The 23,385-nt window shown below is 69.3% G+C and carries 21 protein-coding genes, 2 tRNA genes and 1 pseudogene; 18 read left to right on the top strand and 6 right to left on the bottom strand.

Going from position 1 to position 23,385, the window contains the following annotated elements; translation table 11 throughout:
* Positions 1–2 precede the first annotated feature (2 nt).
* From M4I32_RS08215 to xylA, 6 genes are all read right to left on the bottom strand, one after another.
* Positions 3–76, bottom strand: a tRNA-Met gene (locus M4I32_RS08215).
* 31 nt (positions 77–107) lie between these two features.
* Positions 108–179 (bottom strand) — tRNA-Thr (locus M4I32_RS08210).
* A 67-nt stretch (positions 180–246) separates the two neighbouring features.
* Positions 247–1,485, bottom strand: coding sequence for a peptidoglycan DD-metalloendopeptidase family protein (locus tag M4I32_RS08205; RefSeq protein WP_319033999.1), 1,239 nt, complete (start codon positions 1,483–1,485; stop codon positions 247–249).
* Positions 1,486–1,627: 142 nt separating this feature from the next.
* A complete protein-coding gene (locus tag M4I32_RS08200; RefSeq protein WP_319033998.1) occupies positions 1,628–2,422 on the bottom strand; it encodes an inositol monophosphatase family protein in 795 nt (264 codons plus the stop codon).
* A gap of 313 nt (positions 2,423–2,735) precedes the next feature.
* Complete coding sequence (locus M4I32_RS08195; RefSeq protein ID WP_319033997.1) at positions 2,736–4,148, bottom strand: xylulokinase; 1,413 nt, start codon at positions 4,146–4,148, stop codon at positions 2,736–2,738.
* Between the two features lie 13 nt (positions 4,149–4,161).
* Positions 4,162–5,349 (bottom strand): xylose isomerase, encoded by a 1,188-nt coding sequence (xylA, locus tag M4I32_RS08190; RefSeq protein ID WP_319033996.1) that lies wholly within the window; start codon positions 5,347–5,349, stop codon positions 4,162–4,164.
* A gap of 86 nt (positions 5,350–5,435) precedes the next feature.
* Here xylA and M4I32_RS08185 point away from each other — a divergent pair, with 86 nt between their 5' ends.
* The 18 genes and pseudogenes from M4I32_RS08185 (at position 5,436) to M4I32_RS08100 (ending at position 23,343) form a co-directional block, all read left to right on the top strand.
* On the top strand, positions 5,436–6,632 hold the full coding sequence (locus M4I32_RS08185; RefSeq protein ID WP_319033995.1) for an ROK family protein: 1,197 nt from the start codon (positions 5,436–5,438) through the stop codon (positions 6,630–6,632).
* Between the two features lie 296 nt (positions 6,633–6,928).
* The gene (locus M4I32_RS08180; protein WP_319033994.1) at positions 6,929–7,750 is read left to right on the top strand and encodes an IclR family transcriptional regulator; all 822 of its coding nucleotides are present in this window, start codon (positions 6,929–6,931) and stop codon (positions 7,748–7,750) included.
* Positions 7,747–8,601, top strand: coding sequence for an amidohydrolase family protein (locus tag M4I32_RS08175; protein WP_319033993.1), 855 nt, complete (start codon positions 7,747–7,749; stop codon positions 8,599–8,601). The genes M4I32_RS08180 and M4I32_RS08175 overlap by 4 nt, the downstream gene beginning before the upstream one ends.
* 54 nt (positions 8,602–8,655) lie before the next feature.
* A complete protein-coding gene (locus M4I32_RS08170; protein ID WP_319033992.1) occupies positions 8,656–9,963 on the top strand; it encodes an aspartate aminotransferase family protein in 1,308 nt (435 codons plus the stop codon).
* A complete protein-coding gene (locus tag M4I32_RS08165; protein ID WP_319033991.1) occupies positions 9,960–10,895 on the top strand; it encodes a Gfo/Idh/MocA family oxidoreductase in 936 nt (311 codons plus the stop codon). The genes M4I32_RS08170 and M4I32_RS08165 overlap by 4 nt, the downstream gene beginning before the upstream one ends.
* The gene (locus M4I32_RS08160) at positions 10,888–12,108 is read left to right on the top strand and encodes a hypothetical protein (RefSeq protein ID WP_319033990.1); all 1,221 of its coding nucleotides are present in this window, start codon (positions 10,888–10,890) and stop codon (positions 12,106–12,108) included. The genes M4I32_RS08165 and M4I32_RS08160 overlap by 8 nt, the downstream gene beginning before the upstream one ends.
* On the top strand, positions 12,105–13,205 hold the full coding sequence (locus M4I32_RS08155) for an alanine racemase (protein ID WP_319033989.1): 1,101 nt from the start codon (positions 12,105–12,107) through the stop codon (positions 13,203–13,205). Before M4I32_RS08160 ends, M4I32_RS08155 begins: the two co-directional genes overlap by 4 nt.
* A 66-nt stretch (positions 13,206–13,271) precedes the next feature.
* On the top strand, positions 13,272–14,789 hold the full coding sequence (locus M4I32_RS08150; RefSeq protein WP_319033988.1) for an ABC transporter substrate-binding protein: 1,518 nt from the start codon (positions 13,272–13,274) through the stop codon (positions 14,787–14,789).
* Positions 14,790–14,808: 19 nt separating this feature from the next.
* Positions 14,809–15,768 (top strand): ABC transporter permease, encoded by a 960-nt coding sequence (locus M4I32_RS08145; RefSeq protein WP_319033987.1) that lies wholly within the window; start codon positions 14,809–14,811, stop codon positions 15,766–15,768.
* Entirely contained in the window at positions 15,765–16,622 is an 858-nt protein-coding gene (locus M4I32_RS08140; RefSeq protein WP_319033986.1) for an ABC transporter permease, read from the top strand. Before M4I32_RS08145 ends, M4I32_RS08140 begins: the two co-directional genes overlap by 4 nt.
* Entirely contained in the window at positions 16,619–18,178 is a 1,560-nt protein-coding gene (locus M4I32_RS08135; RefSeq protein WP_319033985.1) for an N-acyl-D-amino-acid deacylase family protein, read from the top strand. The genes M4I32_RS08140 and M4I32_RS08135 overlap by 4 nt, the downstream gene beginning before the upstream one ends.
* Positions 18,175–19,023, top strand: coding sequence for an ATP-binding cassette domain-containing protein (locus M4I32_RS08130; RefSeq protein ID WP_319033984.1), 849 nt, complete (start codon positions 18,175–18,177; stop codon positions 19,021–19,023). Before M4I32_RS08135 ends, M4I32_RS08130 begins: the two co-directional genes overlap by 4 nt.
* On the top strand, positions 19,020–19,808 hold the full coding sequence (locus tag M4I32_RS08125; RefSeq protein WP_319033983.1) for an ABC transporter ATP-binding protein: 789 nt from the start codon (positions 19,020–19,022) through the stop codon (positions 19,806–19,808). Before M4I32_RS08130 ends, M4I32_RS08125 begins: the two co-directional genes overlap by 4 nt.
* 48 nt (positions 19,809–19,856) lie before the next feature.
* Complete coding sequence (locus M4I32_RS08120) at positions 19,857–20,237, top strand: Rid family detoxifying hydrolase (RefSeq protein WP_319033982.1); 381 nt, start codon at positions 19,857–19,859, stop codon at positions 20,235–20,237.
* Positions 20,234–21,073: a fumarylacetoacetate hydrolase family protein gene (locus M4I32_RS08115; RefSeq protein ID WP_319033981.1), complete on the top strand. Its 840-nt coding sequence runs from the start codon at positions 20,234–20,236 to the stop codon at positions 21,071–21,073. Before M4I32_RS08120 ends, M4I32_RS08115 begins: the two co-directional genes overlap by 4 nt.
* A gap of 399 nt (positions 21,074–21,472) precedes the next feature.
* Positions 21,473–21,694, top strand: a pseudogene (locus M4I32_RS08110) (integrase core domain-containing protein); the annotation flags it as partial.
* Positions 21,695–21,821: 127 nt separating this feature from the next.
* The gene (locus tag M4I32_RS08105) at positions 21,822–22,040 is read left to right on the top strand and encodes a hypothetical protein (protein WP_319034151.1); all 219 of its coding nucleotides are present in this window, start codon (positions 21,822–21,824) and stop codon (positions 22,038–22,040) included.
* A gap of 196 nt (positions 22,041–22,236) precedes the next feature.
* On the top strand, positions 22,237–23,343 hold the full coding sequence (locus M4I32_RS08100) for an IS481 family transposase (RefSeq protein ID WP_319033980.1): 1,107 nt from the start codon (positions 22,237–22,239) through the stop codon (positions 23,341–23,343).
* The last annotated feature ends 42 nt before the right edge of the window (positions 23,344–23,385 follow it).

Genomic DNA, 23,385 nt, shown 5'->3' with positions numbered 1-23,385 from the left:
TGTAGCAGGAGCGGGGCTTGAACCCGCGACCTCACGATTATGAGTCGTGCGCTCTCACCAACTGAGCTACCCTGCCATACCGCATCCCGGTCGAGAAGGATGCTGCGAGCCCCGAGTCAGGATTGAACTGACGACCCCTTCCTTACCATGGAAGTGCTCTACCACTGAGCTATCGGGGCGTTGACCCGGCGTCCGGGCAACCCTACGAGGATATCACCGGCATCCGCCCGGCCGAAACCGAACCGATCATCCGCCCGCGTTCTCGCGCAGCCAGACCAGCGGGTCCACGCGCACCTCGTTGACGAACACCTCGAAGTGCAGGTGCGCTCCGTACGACAGGCCGGTGTCACCGGTGTGCCCGAGCACGGTGCCGGCTTCGACCTTGTCGCCCTGGGCGACCTGGAGCGAGCCGTACTCCATGTGCGCGTAATGCGTGGAGAAGACCTCGCCGTCGATCTCGTGGTCGACGATGACGTGCACGCCGTAGACGCCGCCCGCCTCGGTGGCGGTGCGCACGGTGCCCTCGGCGACCGACTGGATCTCGGCGCCGGCGCCGGGCGTGAAGTCCAGTCCGTGGTGGAACGACCCCCAGCGCGGTCCGAAGCCGTCGGTGATCGGCACCCCGACCGAGAACGGCCACTGGATGGGCGAAGACGGGTCGTTCACGAAGAAGTTGGTCTGGTTGGTCACACCACTGGCGGATGCGATGTCCGACAGCGTCGCCGTCGAGTACGTCTCGTCGCGGTGCAGTTCGGCGTTGGCATCGGCCGGAGCGACGTAGGCCTGGATCTCGCCGGCCGCGGCATCGGTGGCCTCGTCGGTCGACGTCTGGATGCTGGTGGTGGCGTCGGTCTTGGTCGCCGCTGCAACGGCTTCAGCAGGCGCGCCGGTGGCCACGGTCAGCAGGCCGACCGCACCCATGACGCCGATCGAGAATGTCGCCGCCGCGAGCCGCTTGACCGGGATACGGCGGCGAACCGGCTGCTCGACGCGGCCCGTCGAAGCCGAGCGCACGACCGGCGCCGCCACGATGGGGTTCTCTCCCGTGAAGCTGAAGGCACGGATGGCGGCCTCGAACGCGTCGTCTGAGAGGGCCTGCGCGTCGGCATCCGATTCGAGCGGCGCATCAGGGGCAACAGGGACCGCGACGCGGAACGGGTCATCCGCACGTGGCGATTCGACACGTGGGGATTCGACACGTGGGGATTCGACACGTGGCGACGCCTCCGGTGCGGCACGCAGGGGCTCTTCGGACACCGCGGATGACGCCACAGCGGCATCCGACGCGATCCGCGCCCGCGACGAACGCAGCTGCCGACGCGTGGGAGCCGCCTCGACCGGCGCGGGCTGCGTCGCCGTCTCGATCTGCCGCCGCTGCGCACGCGTGATCCCGGAAGGGGTCGCCGGCGTGACAGGGGGCGTATCGGCGAGGGTGCGGCGGGCACGGCGGGTCAGGCCGGTGTTCACCGAAGAGTCGTCGGGCAAGTGGCGAAACTCTCGTCGGGCGCGCGGGACGTGCGGCGCAGACGTACGGGGGGCTGCCCGTTATCACCGATGGGCCGGAGATAACGAATAGGTAAACACTAGCCCGAGCGTCCTGAGAATGCCATGTATGCGCGCGGATGTGTCACGAGGTGAGCACGGCGTCGAGCGCGTCGAACAGCCGGGGCGCCGCGGCGATCACGAGCCCCCGCCCGAGGGCCGCGCCACCGGCCCCGGCGAAGCGTCCGCCGGCCTCCTCCACGAGCAGCCCTCCCGCCGCCATGTCCCAGGGCCACAGTCCCCGCTCGTAGTAGGCATCGACGCGGCCCGCGGCCACGGCTGCCAGGTCGAGCGAGGCAGCACCCATGCGGCGGATGTCGCGCGCCATCGGCAGCACACGTGCGAGAACGGCAAGCTGCGCGGCGCGTTCGTCCGGATCGTAAGAGAATCCCGTGGCGATGAGCGCTCCCGCATCCGCCGGTTCTGCGTTGACCGCGAGCCGCCGGCCCCCGAGGTGGGCTCCCCCGTCTTTCACCGCACGGAAGGTCTCGCCGGTCGCCGGGTTGTGCACCACGCCGGCGAGCGCCGTCCACGCCGCCGGCTCGGGCGCCCCCTCGACGACGCCGATCGAGATCGCATACCCGGGGATGCCGTACGCGTAGTTGACCGTGCCATCGATCGGGTCGACGACCCATGTGAGGCCCGTGCTGCCGGCGGCCGCACCCGACTCCTCCCCCAGAAAGCCGTCGCCCGGGCGTTCGACCTCGAGGCGGTCTCGAATGAGACGCTCGACCTCTCGGTCGGCCTCGGTGACGATATCGGCCAGCGTGGACTTGGTCGCGGCGATCGAGACCCCCTCGTCGCGTCGTCGCCGCGCGAGGTCACCCGCCTCGCGAGCGATGTCGACGGCCAGGTCACTCAGATCGGTTTCTCGGCTCACCCGTCCACGCTACGCCGGTTGCGAGAAAAGAATTGGCCCCCTCGGGCGGCTCAGTGGGGACTGAGCGACTCGAGGGGGCCCTGGCATCCTCCCGCGCCGAACGCGACACCGCTTGGGGATCCGGTGCGCCCACCGCTGGGGACGGTGGTACGGCGCCTCTGTGGGAGGTGCTGGTTCAACTGTAGCGATCGCGGGCACACGTGTATGTCCCCCTTTTGGGGGACAAAACATCTCATCCTGGCCTCGCGCGATCGCGACGATGATTCAGCATGCGCCCGCCCGTGACGACAGGTCAAGCAAGATGAGAGCTTTCTCACCGTCCATCTTCTGCATGGGCCGAGGCGACGCGCCGGTAGCGTTCGCGGATGCCGGGGCGCGGATCGGGCGCGTGCTCGACGTGCACCGCGATCGGCCAGGCCGGACGCCGGCCGGTCAGGGTCCATGCGGCCTGGCTCGCCGCCCCGAGCGCGACGTATTCCGCGGGCTCGGGCACCACGACAGGCACGTCGAACACCTGCGCCGCGATCGCCGATACCGCCGGGTTGCGCGCCGCGCCGCCGATCAGCAGCACGCGACGGGCCTGCACCCCCTGGGCCCGAATCGCGTCCCACCCGTCCGCCAGCCCGCACAGCATCCCCTCGATCGCCGCGCGGGCGACGCCGGCGCGCGTCGTGGAGGCGAGGGTGAGGCCCGCCAGCGTCGCGGTGGCGTCAGGCAGGTTCGGCGTGCGCTCCCCCTCGAAGTAGGGCACGAGCACGGGGGTGGATGCCGCGGCATCCGCCTCGAGCGCCAACCGCCCGAGCTCGTCGTGGTCCACGCCCAGCAGCCCCGCGACAGCGTCGAGCACCCGCGCCGCGTTGAGGGTCGCCACCAGGGGCAGGAAGCCGCCCGCAGCGTCGGCGAAACCGGCGACCGTTCCCGAGACGTCGGCAACCGGGTCCTCGGTGACGGCGAACACGGTGCCCGACGTGCCGATCGACACGACCACGTCGCCGGCGGCCGCGCCCAGCCCGAGGGCGGCTCCGGCGTTGTCGCCTGCGCCCGGGCCGACGATGGCGCCTTCGGGCGTGTGCCCCGCGGCCTCGCCCGGGCCGAGGACGCGCGGGCGGATGGCATCGTGCCCGAGCGCACGCACGAACAGGTCGACGTCGTATCCGTCGGCGCCCCAGTACGCGGTGCCGCTGGCGTCGGAGCGGTCGGTCGTGAGCTGATCGAGCACGGGTCCGTGCGGCGACTCGTCCGCCGGTCCGTACCCGCGCAGCCGCCACGTCAGCCAGTCGTGTGGAAGCGCGACGGCGGCGACGCGCGCGGCGTGCTCGGGCTCGGCATCCCGCAGCCAGCGCAGCTTGGTCGCGGTGAACGACGCCACCGGCACGACGCCGGTGCGACGCGCGTAGGCGTCGGCCCCCACCTCGTCGATCAGGTCCCGCGCGGCCTGAGCCGAGCGGGTGTCGTTCCACAGCAGCGCGTCTCGGATGACCCGGCCCTCGGCATCCAGCACGACCATGCCGTGCTGCTGCCCCGCGACCGAGACGGCGGCGACGTCGTCGAGCCCTCCGGCATCCGCGAGGGCACCGTTCAGCGCCCGCCACCACGCCGCGGGCGGCACTTCGGTTCCGGGCGGATGCGCGGCCCGCCCCTCGCGCACGAGACGCCCCGTCGCGGCATCCACGATCATGACCTTGCACGACTGGGTCGACGAATCGACCCCCGCGACCAGCGTCACGACGACCCCGCGCTCAGCGTGCGCCGAGCAGGTGCTCGGTGGCCAGCTGCTGCAGACGCACGAAGCCGAAGCCCTTGCCGCCGAAGTAGGCGGCGGGGTCGAAGTCCTCGAACGCCGAGCGGTCGGCGAGCAGGTCGTCGTACGACTCGCCGGCGCCGAGCGTCGGGGTCGACAGTTCGGCGACGCGCGCGTCTTCGAGGGCCTGCTGCACCTCGGGGTCGGCGCGGAACGCCGCGGCCCGCTCCTTGAGCAGCAGGTAGGTGCGCATGTTGGCGGCGGCGGAGTCCCAGACGCCCGACTCGTCTTCGGTGCGGCTGGGCTTGTAGTCGAAGTGGCGGGGACCGTCGTAGGCGGGCCCGCCACCGGGGGCACCGTTCTCGAGCAGGTCGACGAGGGCGAAGGCGTTGTGCAGGTCGCCGTGGCCGAACACCAGGTCCTGGTCGTACTTGATGCCCCGCTGCCCGTTGAGATCGATATGGTAAAGCTTGCCGTGGTACAGCGCCTGGGCGATGCCGGCGGCGAAGTTCAGCCCCGCCATCTGCTCGTGACCGACCTCGGGGTTCACGCCCACGAGCTCCGGGCGCTCCAGCGAGTCGATGAACGCGAGCGCATGGCCCAGAGTCGGCAGCAGGATGTCGCCGCGCGGCTCGTTGGGCTTCGGCTCGATCGCGAAGCGGATGTCGTAGCCCTTGTCGGTGACGTAGTCGCCCAGCAGGTTGACGGCCTCGCGGTAGCGCTCGAGCGCCGCGCGCACGTCCTTCGCCGAGTCGTACTCGGCCCCCTCGCGCCCGCCCCACATGACGAACGTCTTGGCGCCGAGCTCGGCGGCCAGGTCGATGTTGCGCAGCACCTTGCGCAACGCGAAGCGTCGCACGTCGCGGTCGTTCGAGGTGAACCCGCCGTCCTTGAACACGGGGGCACTGAACAGGTTGGTCGTCACCATCGGCACGATCAGGCCCGTGTCGGCGAGGGCGCCCTTGAGGCGGTCGATCTGCTGCTGGCGCTCGGCGTCCGAGGAGCCGAACGCGAACAGGTCGTCGTCGTGGAAGGTCAGGCCGTACGCACCCAGATCGGCGAGCTTCTCGACCGCGTGCACGACGTCGAGTGCGGGGCGCGTCGGACCGCCGAACGGGTCGGCGCCGTTGTAGCCGATGGTCCAGAGGCCGAAAGAGAACTTGTCGGCGGGCGTGGGGGTGGGCATGGTGTCCGGCTCCTCGATGAGATTAAATGTTGCTGGTGACAACCTATCCCACCCGGTCGCATGGCGTCACCCCGTACGCTGGTGCCGTGACCGACCGTGCGACGAGCTTCGAAGCCGTGCGCCGAGCCAACCTCGGCCGCCTGCTGCGTCTCGTGCATCTGGGTGGCCCCCAGTCGCGCGCCCAGCTGACCGCCGCGACGGGGCTGAATCGCTCCACGATCGCGGACCTCGTGGCCGAGCTCGTCGCGCTCGGCGTCGCCACCGAGCTGCCACCGGCGCCGGCGACCCGCGCGGGTCGCCCCTCCCCCGTCGTCGCCGCGCACCGGTCAGTGGTCGCCATCGCCGTCAACCCCGAGGTGGATGCCCTGACGCTGGCGGCCGTGGGCCTGGACGGCTCGATCGTCGCACGGCGACGCATCGAGGTCGATCATCTGCTGACGCCCCACAGCACCGTGCGCATGGTCGCCGGGGCGATCGATGCATGGCGGGCCGACGAGCTGCGCGATGCCCGCATTATGCGACTGGGGTTCGCGGTACCGGGACTCGTGCAGGCCACGGACGGCATGGTGCGCACCGCACCGCATCTTCGCTGGAACGACGAGCCGCTGCGCGAACTCGCCACGGCGGCGACCGGCCTGCCCGCCGTGGTCGGGAACGACGCCTCCCTGGGCGCGATCGCCGAGCACCTCTTCGGAGCCGGTCGGGGCATCGACGACATGGTGTATCTCAACGGCGGGGCGAGCGGCATCGGCGGTGGCGTGATCGTGCACGGGATGCCCGTGGCCGGGCTCTCGGGATACGCGGGCGAATTCGGGCAGAACCGCCCCGGCATCCCCTCGACCGCCGACCGCCGAGCGGGTGATGGCGTGCTCGAGGACGAGGTGAGCCGTGCGCGCCTGCTCGCCGTGGCGCGGCTGACGAGCGCGGACGAGCCGACGCTCGCTGCCGCGTTGGCCGCCAGCGACCTGCCCGATGCCCGCGAGGAGATCGCGCGGCAGCGCCGCATCCTATCCACGGCCCTCGCCAACGCCGTGAACGTGCTGAACCCGCGCCTGATCGTGCTGGGCGGCTTTCTCGCCACGCTCGCCACTTTGGGCGAGGGGGCAGAGGAACAGCTGCTCGCCGCGGTCGCCGCGCAGGCCATGCCGGCCGCGGTCGAGGACCTCGAGATCCGCTCGGCCGCGCTCGGCGAGGACCGCCTGCTGATCGGCGCCGCCGAAGCCGCGTTCGCACAGCTGCTCGATGACCCGGTGGGGTCACTCCGGGCACCGGTCGACCACTGAGCGGTCGTCGGCCGCGGGGCGATGATCGCTCAGCGAACGCCCCGGGCGCTCCTGGCACTCGGCGCTAAAGACGAAAGCCCCGCGTGGGCGAGGCTTTCGACAACCGTTAACCGCGCCATCCTCGTGGAAGACGCCTGGTACTCACCGGGCATGATCCAAGACGCAAGGCCACGTTGTTGGTCGCGTAAACGTGCCCCGCGAGCCCGCCCGTTCCACGTCTGGCGTTCCACGTCACGAAACATGGAATTAATTCCTTGACAACATCCGGTGAGCATGGCGACCCTAAGGTCATGAACATGGAACCCCATGCCACGTCGTATCAGTCGCAAGGACTGGTGCGCGCGCTGCGCATCCTTCGGGCCCTCGGCACATCCGAACGCGCGCTGGGGCTCGCCGACCTTGCGCTCACGCTCTCGCTGCCGAAATCCACGCTCGTACGCCTTCTCGCCGTTCTCGAGGAGCAGGAGTTCGTTTATCGAAGCGGCAACCCTCCGAAATACACCGTCGGTCACGCGGTGATGGAGATCTCGGAGACCTACCGACGCCAGGCAGACACGGCCGAGGTGGCGGCGCCTTACCTACGTGAACTGGCCGCGACAACGGGTCTCACAGCGAACATCGGCGTACTCGAAGGAAGGTGGGTGCTCCACGCGTGCGTCGAAGAGCCCGACCGCGCGCTCAGGTACCGCTCGAGCAACGGCTCACTCGACCACACCTACTGCACCGGCCTCGGCAAGCTCCTGCTCTCACGGATCCCCGCCGAACGCGTCGACGACCACCTGCCGGCCGAACCGCTCGCGGAGTTCACCCCCCACACCATCACCTCGCGCGACGGCCTCAATGCCGAGTTCGACCGCATCCGAGACCAGGGCTACAGCCTCGACGACCAGGAACGCGACCTCGGCGTGATCTGTCTGGCCGTCCCCGTCGACACCGACTCCGATGTCAACGTCGCCGTCAGCGTGTCTGGCCCCGCCGGCGAGCTCTCGCCCGAACGCCGTGAAGGGCTTCTCCCCGCCCTCCGCAGCGTCGCCGACGACCTGGCCGCCAACGGCCGCTTCCTGTCGTCGCTGCGCGCAACCGGAGGGCACCGCAATCGAACTGAGGAGGCCTCATGATCGTCGACGTCCACAGCCACAACCTGCTCCCGGAGCACTGGGGCGACGAGCACCGGAAGAACTGGGAGCCGGCCTACGGCAAGCCCTACCCGCACATCACCCCTGCACAGTACGACGAGGCGATGATCGAAGCCGGTGTCGACGTCGCCATCGTGTTCGGCCTCGCCGCCACCCGTGCGGGCGTGCACACACCCAACAGCTTTGTCGCCGACTACTGCGCGCAACTGACCACGCCGACCATCGCCTTCACCGCACTGGACCCGCTCGACACCGACTGGCGCGAACAGCTCGAAGAGGCCATCTCGCTCGGATTCAAGGGCGTGAAGCTCTATCCGGTGCTCTCGCTCTTCGATCCGCTCTCGCCGGATTTCGGCCCGTTCTACCGCATGTGCGTGCAGCACGGCCTGGCCATCCTCTGGCACATGGGCGCGACCCCGAGCCCGCAGGGCCGCCTGTCGATCAGCCAGCCCCTCGTCGTCGAAGAAGTGGCGCGCCGCCACCCCGGCCTCACCCAGATCATGGCTCACATGGGGCATCCGTGGCAGCGCGACGCCATGGTGGTGCTGCGCAAGCACGCGCGCGTGTTCGCCGACGTCTCGGCAGCCTGGTCGCGCCCCATGGACGGCTTCTTGGCACTCGTCGCCGCACAGGAATGGGGCGTGACCGACAAGCTCCTCTTCGGCAGCGACTTCCCCCTTTGGCGCCCCGCCGCGGCGATGGCAGGGCTCCGAGACATCGCCGGGCTCCGCGCCGGATCGCTCCCTCACGTGCATGACGACACCGTCGAGCAGATCATCCACCGCGACGCGTTGACCCTGCTCGAGCTTGACGACCCTCGCACGACCAGCTGACGACGCGACGTCGACCCGCATACGCATCACCGCACCACCTAAGGAGAACCACCCGTGCCAACCGCGACCGAGGACCTACTCGCCCAGGCCCGCACCTACATCCCCGGCGGAGTGAACTCCGCCACCCGCAGCATCGGCAGCCCGTCCGGCTTCCGCACGGCGAAGGGCTCGCGCCTGGTCGACTTCGACGGGCGCGAATACGTCGACTATCACGCCGCCTTCGGCGCGATCCTGCTCGGCCACTCCGACGACCGGGTGAACGCCGCCGTGCAGCGCTCTCTGGGAGACCTCGATCTCGTCGGGCTCGGTGTCACCGAACTCGAGATCGAGGTCGCCCGGCTCACCGCCGAATTGATCCCCTCGGTGGAAATGTCGATCAGCACCATGAGCGGCACCGAGGCGACGATGCAGGCCGTGCGCCTCTCCCGCGCCATCACCGGTCGCAAATACCTGCTGAAGTTCCAGGGCTGCTTCCACGGATGGCATGACGCCGTCGCCCTCAACGTCGCCTCGTCCGCCGAACGTGCCTACACCCGCGACCCGCTGTCGGCCGGCATCCTCGACGACGCCCTCGACTCGACCCTCGTCGCCGAGTTCAACGACCTCGGCTCGGTGAAGGCGCTCTTCGAGGCCTACCCCGACCAGATCGCGGCGATCATCCTCGAACCGGTGCCTCACAACGTCGGCGCACTCATGCCCGACCAAGCCTTCCTCGAAGGGCTCCGCGACCTCTCCACGCGAGAGGGCAGCATCCTCATCTTCGACGAAGTCATCACCGGCTTCCGCCACGCCCCCGGCGGCTACCAGGAATTGTGCGGCATCACCCCCGACCTCACCAGCTATGGCAAGGGCATGGGCAACGGCTTCGCGGTGGCAGGCATGGGCGGCCGCGCCGACCTCATGTCGCGCTTCAGCTCCGCCGGCGGCGACGTCGTGCTGGCCGGAACCTTCAACGGCAATCCCGTCTCCATGGCCGCCGCCATCGAGACGATGACCCTCATCACCGACCCCGAGGTCGGCTTCCACGCCCACACCGCCCGCCTCGGCGAGCGCATGCGCGAGGGGCTGCGCGAGATCACCGGGCGCCTCGGCATCGCGACAACGATCACGGGGCTCGGGTCGGTGTTCATCTGCTACTTCATGGACGGCCCCGTCAAGGGATACCGCGACCTGCTGCGCAACAACGACACCGCATACGCGACCTTCCACCGCCGCATGACCGACGCCGGGTTCGTGATGTATCCGATGACGCTCAAGCGCAACCACATCTCGGGCGCGCACAGCGACGACGACATCGACCGCACACTCGAGGCCGCCGAAGGTGTGCTCGCCGGCATGCAGAAAGACGGGTTCTTCGCATGAGTCAGCGCGTTCTCGTCGTCGGCGCCGGGGTGATGGGCCACCGCCATGCCAGAGCCGTACGCGCCGCCGGCGACTGCGTGACGGCCGTGGTCGACGCGGACCTCGCCCGCGCCCGCGCACTCGACGAGAACGCGCTCGCCTTCAGCTCGATCGCAGATGCCCTCGAGGGCCACGACGAGATCGATGCCGCGATCATCGCCACCCCCTCTTTCCAGCATCTTGACCAGCTAACGACACTCGCCTCCGCCGGCATCCCGACCCTCGTCGAGAAGCCCCACCGCATCCCCGGGCAGGACCCCGCGGCGCTGCGTGCGGCCGTCGCCGGCGGCGCCGACGTGTTCATCGGGATGTCGACACGGCATTGGCCCGCCTACGTCGCGCTCACACGTTCCGTAGCGTCCGGAGAACTGGGCGAGGTCGTGTCGTACACCGACAGGATGGCGTTCGCCCTTCCCGAGAGCGCCCTTCCGGCGTGGTACTTCGACCGCACGATCAGCGGGGGCGGCGTGCTCGTGACCAACGGCGTCCACTCGCTCGATCGCGCGCGTGCGCTGCTCGGCCCGCTCGCTGAGGTCGAGGCGACGATGCGCCCGATCATCCCCGGCCACCAGATCGAAGACCACGCCCTCGTGCGCTTCCGCGCCGGCGCGACGTCGGGGTCGATCGAGCTGCTGTGGGCGCCGTACCAGCCTCTCGGTGCCGGTCTCATCGTCACCGGCACCCTCGGATCGGCCAGCGTCGGCATGGACGGCGCATGGCAGATCGTTACCGCCGCCGGCGAGCGCTCCGGCGACGCGATCGACATCGACACCGCGCCCTTCGTCGCGCAGTGGCGCGCCTTCCGCTCCGGCGAGACCGGATACGGCATCGACGATCTCGAGCCGACCTTGACCCTCATCGAATCGCTCTACCAGGAGGACACCGATGGCTGAACTGAGCATGATGGTCTACCCCTGGGATCTCCAGGCCGACGGCCCGGAGCGGGTCGTCGATCAGGTCGCCGAGCGCGGCGTCACCCGCCTGCAGATCGCCACCGCCTACCACTCCGCCGAGGTGCTCGCGCCGCGCCGCACCGCACGGGTCTCGACGGTCGCCGAGGCGAACCGCACCCATCTGCCCCTGCCTGCCGACGCCTTCAGCGGGCTCCGCGTGCCGCCGTCGTCGATCGCGCAGCACGATCCCGATCTCTACCCGCGCTTCAAGCGCGCCGCCGACGCGGCCGGCGTCGCCGTCGACGGCTGGGCCATCGCCTTCCACAACACCGACCTCGCCACCGCGCACCCCGAAGCGGCGATCGAGAACTGCTTCGGCGACCACTTCACGCACGGACTGTGCCCCTCGAGTCCCGCCGCCCGCGCCTACGCGATCGAGCTGCTCGATGCCGTCAGCGCGACGAACCTGTTCGAGCGCGTTCTTGTGGAGAGCCTGTCGTACCTGCTCGTCGGCCACGGACATCCCCACGAACTCTGGGGAGCCCGCCTCGACGCCACGACCCGCTACCTGCTCTCGCTCTGCTTCTGCGCGTCGTGCGTCGCCCGAGCCAACGACGCCGGCATCGACGCGGAGCGCCTGCGGGATCAGATCAAGACGGAACTGCACCGCACCTGGAACGTCGAGCACCCCGCCGGCCGCGACGACGACACAGTCGCCGCCCTCGCGTCGCTGCACATGGCCTGGCCCGACCTGGCGGCCTACACCCGCATGCGCATGGACACCGTCACGGGCCTCGTCATCGACGCCGCCGCCGCAGTGCGCCGCCACGGCGCGCAGCTCGACGTCAGCGCCGCGGTGTGGGGCCGCCCCGCCCCCACCAACTGGCTGGAAGGCGTCGACATCGCCGCCACCCTCGCCCACTCCGACGGCTTCGTGCTCGAGAGCTACTTCCCCACCGCCGGGGAGGTCGCCGCAGAGATCGACCACACACTCGCCGTCCGTGGTCTCAGCGGTACCGACGCCACCCCCCTCATTGTGGCGCTGACGGTCTGGCCCAGCCTCTCCCCCACCCGAGCGGACTTCCTCGCAAAGGTCGAAGCGGTGCTCGCGACCGGAGTGGACCGCCTGGCCCTTTACAACTATGGCACCGCCACCGCCCCGTCGTTCGAATGGGTGCGCGCAGCCGCCGAGCGGATGGGGACGCTGCGATGACCCGCATCGAAGACCTCGACACTCCGGTGCTCGTGATCGACCGGTCGCGCATGGACGCGAACATCCAGGCGATGGCCGAGCGGATGCGCACCGCCGGGATCGCGCTGCGCCCGCACTTCAAGACCTCCAAGATGATCGAGGTGGCTAAGCGCCAGCACGACGCCGGCGCGGTCGGCTTCACCTGCGCGACCCTTAACGAGGTCGAGGCGCTCCTCGACGCCGGCTTCGACGACCTCTTCTGGGCACACGCCCCCGCCACGCCGGCCAAGCGGCGCCGCATCATCGACGCCAACCGCCGCGCCCGCGTCATCGTGGGCCTGGATTCCACCGAACTGGTCGAGCTGCTCGCCGCCGAAGCGGACACCGCGGGGGTCACGGTGCCGGTGCGCGTCGAGGTCGACACCGGACTGCGACGCACCGGCGTGACCGGAGACCAGGCCGTCGCGGTCGCGCGCGCCGTCGCCACGCTTCCGGGAGTCCACCTCGACGGCATCTACATGCACGAAGGCCAGCTCGCCTCGATGCGCGGCGAACGCGACGCGCTGCGCGACGCCGGGCGAGCGGCGAGCACCGCGCTCGTGACCGTCGCGGAAACCATCCGCGACGCCGGCATCGACGTGCCGACCGTCTCGGTCGGCTCGACCCCCGGATGGGACTCGGCCCCGTTCGTCGACGGCGTCACGGAGGCGCGCCCCGGCACCTATGTGTTCTTCGACGCCAACCAGTGGCGGCTGGGATCGACCAGCCTCGACCGGTGCGCGCTGCACCTGCACACCACCGTCATCAGCACGGTGCGCCTGCAGGAGGCCGCGATCGACGCCGGCATCAAAGCCCTCAGCTCCGACGGGTCCAATCGCGACAACACCTTCGGCGTCGTCGTCGACGATGCCGGCACCCCCGTGGCAGAGCTCGACTTCACGCGGGCCTACGAAGAACACGGCGTGCTAGACGGGCCCGCCGCAGACACGATGCGCGTCGGCGAGCGACTGCGCATCCTGCCCAATCACGCGTGCGGCGTCGTCAACATGTGGAGCCGCGTCGCCATCGTCGACGACACCGACGTCGTCGACCTGTGGAACCCCGTGGCCCGGTATTAAGCGCAAACCACATGCCGAACCACCCCTCCCCTGCACCATCCCTCAAACAGAAAGAGGTCTCGTACCATGCGAAAGAGTAACCGACCCTGGGGTGCCGCCGTGTCGGCGGTCGCCGCGGGTTCACTGCTGCTCGGTGGCTGCGCCGCCGGCTCGACAGACAGCGACGACAACACGTCGGCCGACGTCTCCGACGAACTCGTCGTCGCCCTCGCGGGTGACATCGACAACTTCGACCCGCACACCAACCAGCTGATCATCTACGAATACGCCATCCGTGAGCTGGTTTTCAGCAGTCTCGTCGACTACGACGTGGATCTGAACCTCCAAGGAGACCTGGCGACCGAGTTCGAGGCGAACGAAGACGCCACGGTCTTCACCTTCACCCTCGATCCCGACGCCGTCTTCCACGACGGAACCCCTGTCGACGCCGCCGCGGTCATCGAGTCGCTCGAGCGCGCCGCCGACGGCACGGATTCGATCTGGTCGGGCCGCCTCGCCGATGTGCAGTCGTACGACAGCCCCGACGACCAGACGGTCGTGATCACGCTGAACTCGCCCAACGCGGCGTTCCTCGCGGGGATCGCCTCCATAGCGGTCATCGCCCCCGAGGGTTTCGAGGACGCCTCGAGCGCCCCCGTCGGCTCCGGCCCCTACGAATTCGTCAGCTGGTCGGCCAACGACGAGATCGTGCTCGAGCGCTTCGACGATTACTTCGGCGACCCTGCGGCGACCGAGTCGATCGTGTACAAGCCGGTCGCCGACCAGCAGGTGGCGCTGAACGGCCTGTACAGCGGCGACATCGACATCGTCAGCGCGGTCACCTCGGCCACCGTCGAGCAGGTCGACACCGACCGCGCCGAGATCGTCGAGCCGTCGGCGAGCAACAGCCTCTCGCTCATCGAGTTCAACGCCTCGGGCACCCTGAGCGACGAGCGGGTGCGCCAGGCGCTCGCGATGGCCCTCGACAAGGAGTCGATCCGCGACATCGCCTACGGCGGTGACGGCTCCATCCAGTGGAGCCCGATCCCTGAATCCAGCTGGGCCTACGCTGAGCAGGAGGGCTACAGCTACGACCTCGACGCCGCCGCCGCACTGCTGGAGGAGGCGGGGGTGAGCGACCTGAGCTTCACGCTCGAGATCCCCAGCGGCTTCCCCGACGCCGAGCAGATTGCACGTGTGTGGCAGGCCTCGCTGGCCGAGATCGGCGTCACGCTCAACCCGAACGTGACAGAACTGTCGGTGTGGCTCGACGCCTACGTGTCGCGCAACTACGACGCCACCTGGAACGTGTTCAACGTGGGCGCCGACCCGAACTCGTTCTTCGACATCATCATGAACCCGCACCTGACCGACGACTACGTCAACCCAGAGGTGTCCGGCCTCGCCGCCGACGCCCTCGCCGTCTCGGACGAATCGGCGCGCGCCGAGATCTACGGCGAGCTGCAGCAGATCCTCGTCGAAGAGCTGCCGGTCATGGCGGTGCAGTTCACGCCGATCTACTCGGTTGCGGCGACCGGAGTCGACGGCTACGCGGTGAACCCGCTCGGTTGGCCGATGCTGACCGACGCGACGGTCGCCGAGTGAATCACGGAGGGAGAGGAAGATGAATCTGGCGCGACGAGCGCTCGTCGAGGCGGGCAAGCTCCTCGTAGTGCTGTGGCTCGTATCGGTGCTCGTCTTCCTCGCCCTCCGGCTCACGCCTGGGGACCCCGCAGTGCTGCTGCTGGGCCCCCAGGCAGGGCGCCCCGACGCGGCCGAGACGCTCGCGCAGCTGCGCCTCGAGATGGGGCTCGACCAGCCATGGCACGTGCAGTACGGGATCTGGCTGACCTCGATGCTCACCGGCGACTTCGGCGAATCCGCCCGCAGCGGTGTCAGCGTCACGACTCTGATCGTGGAGGCCCTTCCCCCCACCCTCTGGCTGATCGCACTCGCCGTGATCATCTCGGTGCCGGTGTCGATCCTCGCCGGAACATGGGCGGCCTACCGCGGCCGCGGATGGTTCCCCAACCTGGTGCGATTCTCCTCCACGATGGGTGTGGCGATCCCCGCCGTCTGGCTCGGGCTCGTGTTCGTCATCGTCTTCGCGGCCAACCTCACCTGGTTCCCGTCCGGCGGCTATGTCGCCCCCACCGACGACCCCCTCGGATTCATCGCGCACTTGGTGCTCCCCGTCGCCACCCTCAGCGTCTTCCTCAGCGGCATCCTCACCCGTTTCGTGTTCGCCGAGGCCACCGACGTGTTCCGCCAGGACTACATGCGCACGGCGCTCGCGGTGGGGCTGCCGACCCGAAAACGCGTCTTCGCGTATGCCGCCCGCAACGCCGTGCTGCCGATGATCACGATCGTGGGGGTGCAGATCGGCGCGCTGATCGGCGGAGCGGTGCTCGTCGAGGCCGTGTTTGGCCTGGGCGGTCTCGGCCAGCTCCTGCTGAGCAGCGTGCTCAACCGCGACTACCTCGTCGTACAGAGCGCCGTGCTGCTGACCACCGTGGTGGTCCTCCTGATCGGCTACGTCGCCGACATCGTCTACCGACTCGTCGACCCGAGGATCTCACGATGAGCGCTTCCACCGAACTCCGCCCGCCCCACCTCCTCCGTCGGTTGGGCACCGCACGCGTGCTGATGCTCGGCGTGGCCACTGTCGCACTGCTGATGGTCGCCTTCCCCGGCCTGTTCACGGCCTACGACCCCGCCGCGGTCGACCCGAGCGCGATCCTCGAGCCGCCCAGCTGGGCCCACCCCCTCGGCACCGACGAAGCCGGCGCCGACATCTGGGCGCGACTCGTCTACGCCACACAACTCGAAGCCCTCATCGCCGGCGGCAGCGTGCTGATCGCCTTGGCGATCGGCATCCCGACCGGGCTCATCGCGGGTACCTCGCGTCGCTTCGTCGACTGGGCCCTGTCGAGCACGGCGGCTGCCACCCTCGCCTTCCCGCTCATCCTGTTCGCGATCCTCATGGTCGCCAGCTTCGGATCGAGCTCGTGGAGTCTCACGCTCATCATCGGATTCCTCTTCTTCCCCCGCGTATTCCTCCTGCTGCGCGCCCAGACCAAAGCGCTGCGTGAGCGCGAGTTCATCACGGCGGCGCGCGTCGTCGGCGCGGGCGGCGCCCGCATGCTCGGGCGCCACATCCTCCCCAACGCGGCCGGGCCGCTTGCGACACTCGTGCCGCAGCTCATGGCCGAGGCCATCCTGATCGAAGCCGGCCTGAGCTATCTCGGACTGGGCGTGCCGCTGCCCGAGGCGACATGGGGAACCATCCTGGAGAACTCCAAGGCCTACTACGTCACCGCCCCCTACTATGCGATCGCCGCGGGCCTGACGATCACCCTCGCCGCCGCCGCCCTCATGTACGCCGGTGAACTCGTCGCCGAATCGAGCAACCCGATGCGGCGTCGGAGGAGCGCATGACCGCGACCGTCCTCACCGGAGCACTCGTCGTCGACGGTACCGGGGCACCCGGGCACCGAGCCGATGTGACCATCGCCGACGGCCGGATCGCCGCCGTCGACGCCCCCGGCACCGCCACCGGCACGACGCGCCACGACCTCGAGGGGCTCGTGCTCACCCCCGGGTTCGTCGACCTGCACGCCCATTCCGACCTCACGCGCTTCGCCTACCCCACCGGCGACACGCGTGTGCTGCAGGGCATCACCACCGAGGTCATCGGCAACTGCGGGCTCAGCCCGGCACCTACCTCGGGCGAGGGCTTCCGCGGCGCGATCGCGACAATCGACGTCGTCCCCTCGGTTCCGCTGTCGTGGGAGAGCCCGGCGGAATACCTCGACGCCCTCGACGGTCTCGCCGCCGCGTGGAACGTCGCCCCGCTCCTCGGCCACGGGTCGGTGCGGCGACGTGTGATGGGCGATGCGACCCACACGGCGACACCGGCCGACCGGGCGGCAATGTCGCGCATCGTCGCCGACGCGCTCGACGCAGGCTACTGGGGGCTGAGCTACGGGCTGATGTACGCGCCCGGGGAGCTCAGCGACCCGACTGAGCTCGAAGCACTCGCCGCCACGGTCGCCGCCGCGGACGCCCTCGTCGCGGTGCACATGCGCGCATACGACGCCGACGGACTCGTCGCCGCCATCGATGAGATCCTCGCCGTCGCCACGACGGCGAGGGCACGGCTGCAGATCTCCCACCTGCGCTCGATCCTCGACCCCGAGGGCGCGGCGCTCGACGCGGCCCTGTCGCGCATCTGCGCGAGCGTCGCCGACGTCGCCGCCGACGCCTACCCCTACCTGGCCGGACACACCACCGCGCTGCAGCTGATGCCTTCCGAGCTGCGGGCACGCGGCACGGCCGAGATCCTCGCCGAGGTGCGCGCCGACCGCGCAGCGCTCGCGGGCGAACTGCGACGCACCGTGCACTTCCCACCCGACGCGATCACCATTGTGCGCGCCGGCGAGGAGCACACGCCCGAACTCGGTCGCACCCTCGAACAGCTCCAAGCCGCCGACCCGCTCGGACGCGACTGGGCGCTCATCCTGCTCGACCTCATCGATGCGCACGACGCCGCCGTCGACGCGATCATCGTCGGAACCCGGCCGGACGACGCGGCCCGCGTGCTCGCCGAGCCCTATGTCTCAGTCGCCTCGGACGGCGTTGCACTCGCACTCGACCACGCGCTCAACCGGCCGCATCCCCGTTCCATCGGCACCTTCCCACACGCGATGCGCGACCTGCTCGACGCCGGGTTCCCGCTCGAAGCGGTGGTGCACAAGATGACCGCGCAGCCCGCGGACCGTCTGGGCCTGACCTCGCGCGGCCGCATCCGCGTCGGCGCACCCGCCGACCTCGTCGCCGTCGATCCGACGACCGTGCGCGACCGCGCCGACTACACCCACCCCCTCGTCGCCCCCGTCGGGATCGACCGGGTGTGGGTGGCCGGCCAGTGCGTGGCCGAGAGCGGCCACGTGACGGGACGCCTACCCGGTGTGCTTCTGAGGAGGACACGATGACCCGACCAGACCTCCTGACGATCGACGATCTCATCATCGACTACGGGCATACGGACAGGAATGCCGTCGACGGCGTCAGCCTCGCCGTGCACGAAGGCGAGACGCTGGGCCTGGTCGGCGAGTCGGGGTCAGGCAAGTCCTCGATCGCCCGCGCCGCGCTCGGACTCACCCCCTACCGAGGATCCATCCGCTTCCAGGGCCAAGACCTCGACACGGCCACCAAGGCGCAGTGGCACGCCACGCGCAGCCGACTGCAGATGATCTTCCAAGACCCATACTCGACTCTCGACCCGCGCATCCGCATCGGCGACCAGATCGCCGAGCCGTTCCTGGTGCACAAGGCCGCCCCGCGCGCAGAGCTTCCCGCCAAGGTGGCCTCGCTGCTCGAGCGGGTCGGGCTCGACCCGGCGATGGCGCGCCGTTACCCGCACGAGTTCTCGGGCGGACAGCGCCAACGCGTCGCCATCGCCCGTGCGATCGCACTGCATCCGACGCTCATCGTCTGCGACGAGCCGACCAGCGCCCTCGACGTGTCGGTGCAGGCGCAAGTGCTTACCCTACTCGAGGAGCTGCAGCGCGAGCAGAACATCGCCTACCTCTTCATCGCCCACAACCTCGGCGTGGTCCGCCGTATCTCGCACCGCGTCGCCGTCATGTACCTCGGCAAGATCATCGAGACCGGCCCCACCGACGAGGTGTTCCGCAACCCCCAGCATCCCTACACGCGGGCGCTGCTGGATGCCGTGCTGGAACCCGACCCCGCCGAGCGCCGCCGCGCCCACCTCGCCCCCTCGGACCTGACGAGTCCGATCGACCTCGCCACCGGCATGAAGGAGAAGTCATGAGCCTGCTGTCGATCGAGAACCTTCGCATCACCTTCGCGGGAGCCACGGCACCATCGGTCGACGGCGTCAGCATCCGAGTCGAGGCGGGCCAGCGCGTCGGGATCATCGGCGAGTCGGGGTCGGGCAAGTCCATCACCGCGATGAGCGTGCTGCGCCTCAACGACGAACGCATCATGCAATACGGCGATGACTCGCGTGTGCTCTTCGACGGCGACGACATGCTCGCCGCCAATGCGGCGATGCTGCGACGCACGCGAGGAGCCGCGGTGTCGATGATCTTCCAAGACCCGATGTCGGTGCTCAACCCGGTCTTCCGGGTGGGACGACAGGTGCTCGACGTCCTGCGCACACACTCCACCGCCACCGTGGCGCAGGCCCGCGATGTCGTGCTGCGCAGCTTCGACGAGGTCGGCATACGCGACGCCGAGCGGGTGTACGACCAGTACCCTCACGAGCTCAGCGGCGGGATGCGTCAGCGCGTCATGATCGCGATGGCCATCGCCGCCCGACCGCGCCTGCTCATCGCCGACGAGGCGACCAGTGCACTCGATGTCACCGTGCAGGCCGCCGTGCTCGACACGCTCGACCGCCTCGCCGAGGAGCGGGGCATGGCCGTTCTCATGATCACCCACGACATGGGCGTCGTCGCGCGCTTCTGCGATGTCGTCACCGTCATGTACCGCGGGTCGGTCGTGGAACACGGTGGGACCGCCGAGATCCTCACCGCCCCGACGCACGAGTACACGCGGCAGCTCCTCGCCGCCGTGCCGCGCCTTCACACCTAGACGTCCCTTCCGCACGACCCACAAATCCAATCCCGACGAAGGAGAACCATGATTCAGTCCGTCTCGACCACCGACGCTCCGCCTCCCGCCGGCCCCTACTCGCAGGGGCTCACCGTCGGCCGCCTCGTCTTCCTCTCGGGACAGGGCCCGTTCGACGAGGACGGCAACCGCGTCGGCGACACCTTCGCCGACCAGGTGCGCCGCACCTTCGAAAACCTCGAGGCGGTCGCGCAGGCCGCCGGCAGCAGCCTGCGGAACGCGGTTCGCTACGGCGTCTATCTGCGTTCTCTCGACGACTTCGCCGAGTTCAACGCGATCGCCGCCGAGTACCTCACCGCGCCGCTCCCCGCCCGCACCACGATCGAAGCCGCCCTGCGCGGATTCGACATCGAGATCGACGCGATCGTCGCGCTGCCGGCCGACGCATGAGGCTCGCCGTCGTCGACGCACGGGCGACCCTGCTCACCGACGCGGGGCCGGTCGACGTCGAACGTGAGAGCGAGGGCCGGTTCCCCTCTGACGTGACGCGGCTCTATGAAAAGTGGGCGGCGTTCCGCGAATGGGCGAGGGGCTACCCGTCGGCCCCGTCCACCGCGCCGCTGCCAGCATCCGCCTTTCTTGGCCCGGTTTCCCCGCGCCCCGCGCAGATCCTCGCCGTCGGCCTCAACTACGTCGATCATGCCGCCGAGTCCGGCTTCGGCGTCCCGGAGGCGCCGATCGTCTTCACCAAGTTCGCATCGTCGATCGCCGGGCCGTTCGACCAGCTCGCCCTCAGCGGCGACAGCGTCGACTGGGAGGTCGAGATGGTGGCTGTGATCGGCATCGGCGGCCGTGCCATCTCGGCCGCCGACGCACTCGATCACGTCGCCGGCTTCACCGTAGGTCAGGACTACTCCGACCGCGAAGTGCAGTTCCTCGGCGCACCGGCACAGTTCTCGTTGGGCAAGTCGTTCCCCGGCTTCGCGCCACTGGGCCCCGTACTGGTCTCACCCGAGGACATGCCCGCCCCCGAGAAGACTGTGCTCGAGTGCATGGTCGACGGCGAAGTGATGCAATCAGCCCCGCTGAGCGATCTGATCTTCCCCGTTCCCGACCTCATCGCCCGCCTCTCGGCCGTGGTGACCCTCACGCCGGGAGACCTGATCTTCACCGGCACCCCGCCGGGGGTCGGGTTCGGCATGTCGCCACGACGCTACCTGCGTCGTGGCGAGGTCGTCCGCGCGTCGATCACCGGGATTGGCGCCATCGAGCAGGTGTGCGCGTAACCCGCGCTGCCGCACACCGGCGGCCGGCCCCGTGGATGACTTCACGGGGCCGGCCGTTTTTCCTGGCCTTCGCGCACGACGACGCGGCGCTTGCGGAAGGCACAAGGGGTGGCAGTCGTTCGCGCAGCTTCACACGATCAGCATCGGGCGGTCGGCCAGGTCGTACTGCTCGCGCGGGCGAAGGTCACGCTTCCTCTCGGGAAGACCGAGGCTGCGGAGCATCGCCCGCGAGCCTGAGCTCACGACGGTTCTCCTCCAGCAGCAGCAGCAGCATTGAATGATCGCCTGACATTGGAGGAACGTCACGCCGCCGGAGTATGCCCCGCTTTTCCTGACACCGGGGCATGACCGGCGTGTCCGGAAAACCGGGTGAGGCTCCATCGATGCCTGCTCGCGGGGGTCGCGTCCTCGGTCGACAACGCGCTGATGGAATCGTTCTGGTCCACGATGCAACGCGAGCTCCTCGACCGGCACCACTGGGAAACCCGATCCGAGCTCGCCTCCGCGATCTTCGAATGGATCGAGGGGTTCTACAACCCCCGCCGACGGCACACCAGCGTCGGCAACCTCAGCCTCGTCGAGTTCAAAGCACTTCACACCGGCATCGAACTCGCGGCATGATCAACACAACAACGGTGTCAGGCAAACCGGGGCAGGCTCCGCCTCACCGAAAGCTGCGCCCGCCGGCGCCCGCACCGACAGCGCCCACTACCGGGTCCGCTATGACCACGTCGGCACGAACGGGAAGATGAGCTTCCGCAGAGCCGACCGCATGCACCACCTCGGCATCGGCTCCGAACACCGCGGCAAACGCGTCCTCGCCCTCGCCCTCGCCGACGACCACACCATCACCGTCATCCACCTCGACACCGGCGAAATCATCGCGACCAACACCATCGACCCCACCCGCACCTACTGGCGCAACACCCAGAAAGAGCCCGGCCGATGGCCGAGCTCTTTCTCCTGATGTCTCCTATGTCGCGACTCATCACAATGGTGGCGAGGGGGTGTCCGAGTTCAGGACATCGTTGACAGCTGCTCGTGCGGGTTTCTGTTCTGATCGTTGACAGCTGAGTCGCGGCATCGTTGACGCTTGCGGCGGGGTGATCGATGACCGGTGAGTCGCGACATCGTTGACGCCGCTTTTCTGCCGACGATGGGGCGTGAAACCGAAGAACCTCGTCATCGTCCGCGCCGTCCGCGACCAAGGCCTCACCCACGCCGAGGCCGCGGCACGGTTCGGTGTCACCCGGCAATGGGTGCACACCCTCGTCACCCGCTACGACGCGGAGGGCCCCGCCGGTGTCGCACCGCGGTCGCGGGCGCCGCGAACCCACCCCGCAACCACACCTCCCACGGTCCGCGCCCGCGTCCTCGACTTGCGGCGCGAGCTCACCAAGCAAGGAGCAGATGCCGGCCCGGCGACTATCGCATGGCACCTCGAGCACGACGGCTACCGTGCCCCATCGACGGCCACGATCCGCCGCATCCTGCACGCCGAGGGCCTGATCACCCCGGCCCCCGAAAAACGCCCCCGCAGCTCCTACATCCGCTTCGAAGCAGACCTGCCCAACGAGTGCTGGCAAGCCGACATCACCCACTGGCATCTCGCCTCCGGCACCCGCGTCGAGATCCTCGACTTCCTCGACGACCACTCCCGATTCCTGCTCGACATCCGCGTCGCAGCGGCATTCACCGGGCCGATGGTCGTCACCGCCATGACCGAACTGATCGCCCAATACGGAGCTCCGACGTCGACACTGACCGACAACGGCCTCGTATTCACCACCCGCCTCGCCCGATTCAAGGGCGCGCGCGGAGGGTTCGAGAAGCTCCTCGCCGCGCACGGCATCACCCAGAAGAACGGCCGCCCCGGCCACCCCCAGACCCAAGGCAAGATCGAACGGTTCCACCAGACCCTGAAACGCTTCCTCGCCGCCCGGCCCCTCCCCGACACCACCGACGACCTCCAGGCGCTGCTGACTGAGTTCCAGACCTGGTACAACACCCGGCGCCCCCACCGATCCGTCGGTCGCAGAACACCCCACCACGCCTACACCGCGCTCCCGAAAGCCACCCCGACCGGCCCTCACCGCTCAGAATGGCGATCCCGCACCGACAAAGTCGACAAGGACGGAAAAGTCACCCTCCGCTACGCCGGCAAACTCCGCCACCTCGGCATCGGCAAAACCCACGCCGGCACAGCCGTGCTCCTTCTCATCCACGACCGAAACGGGCTCATCGCAATCGAGGGTGTAGGTGGGTTCTGAATCCTCCGGACTCGAGGAGTGATCTGGCGATGTAGTTCGTGA

Origin of the sequence: Microbacterium sp. LRZ72, from assembly GCF_033792225.1 — a bacterium.
Lineage (GTDB): Bacteria > Actinomycetota > Actinomycetes > Actinomycetales > Microbacteriaceae > Microbacterium.
Note: the sequence above shows the minus strand (reverse complement) of the source record. Positions and strands in the feature narration are given on the sequence as shown.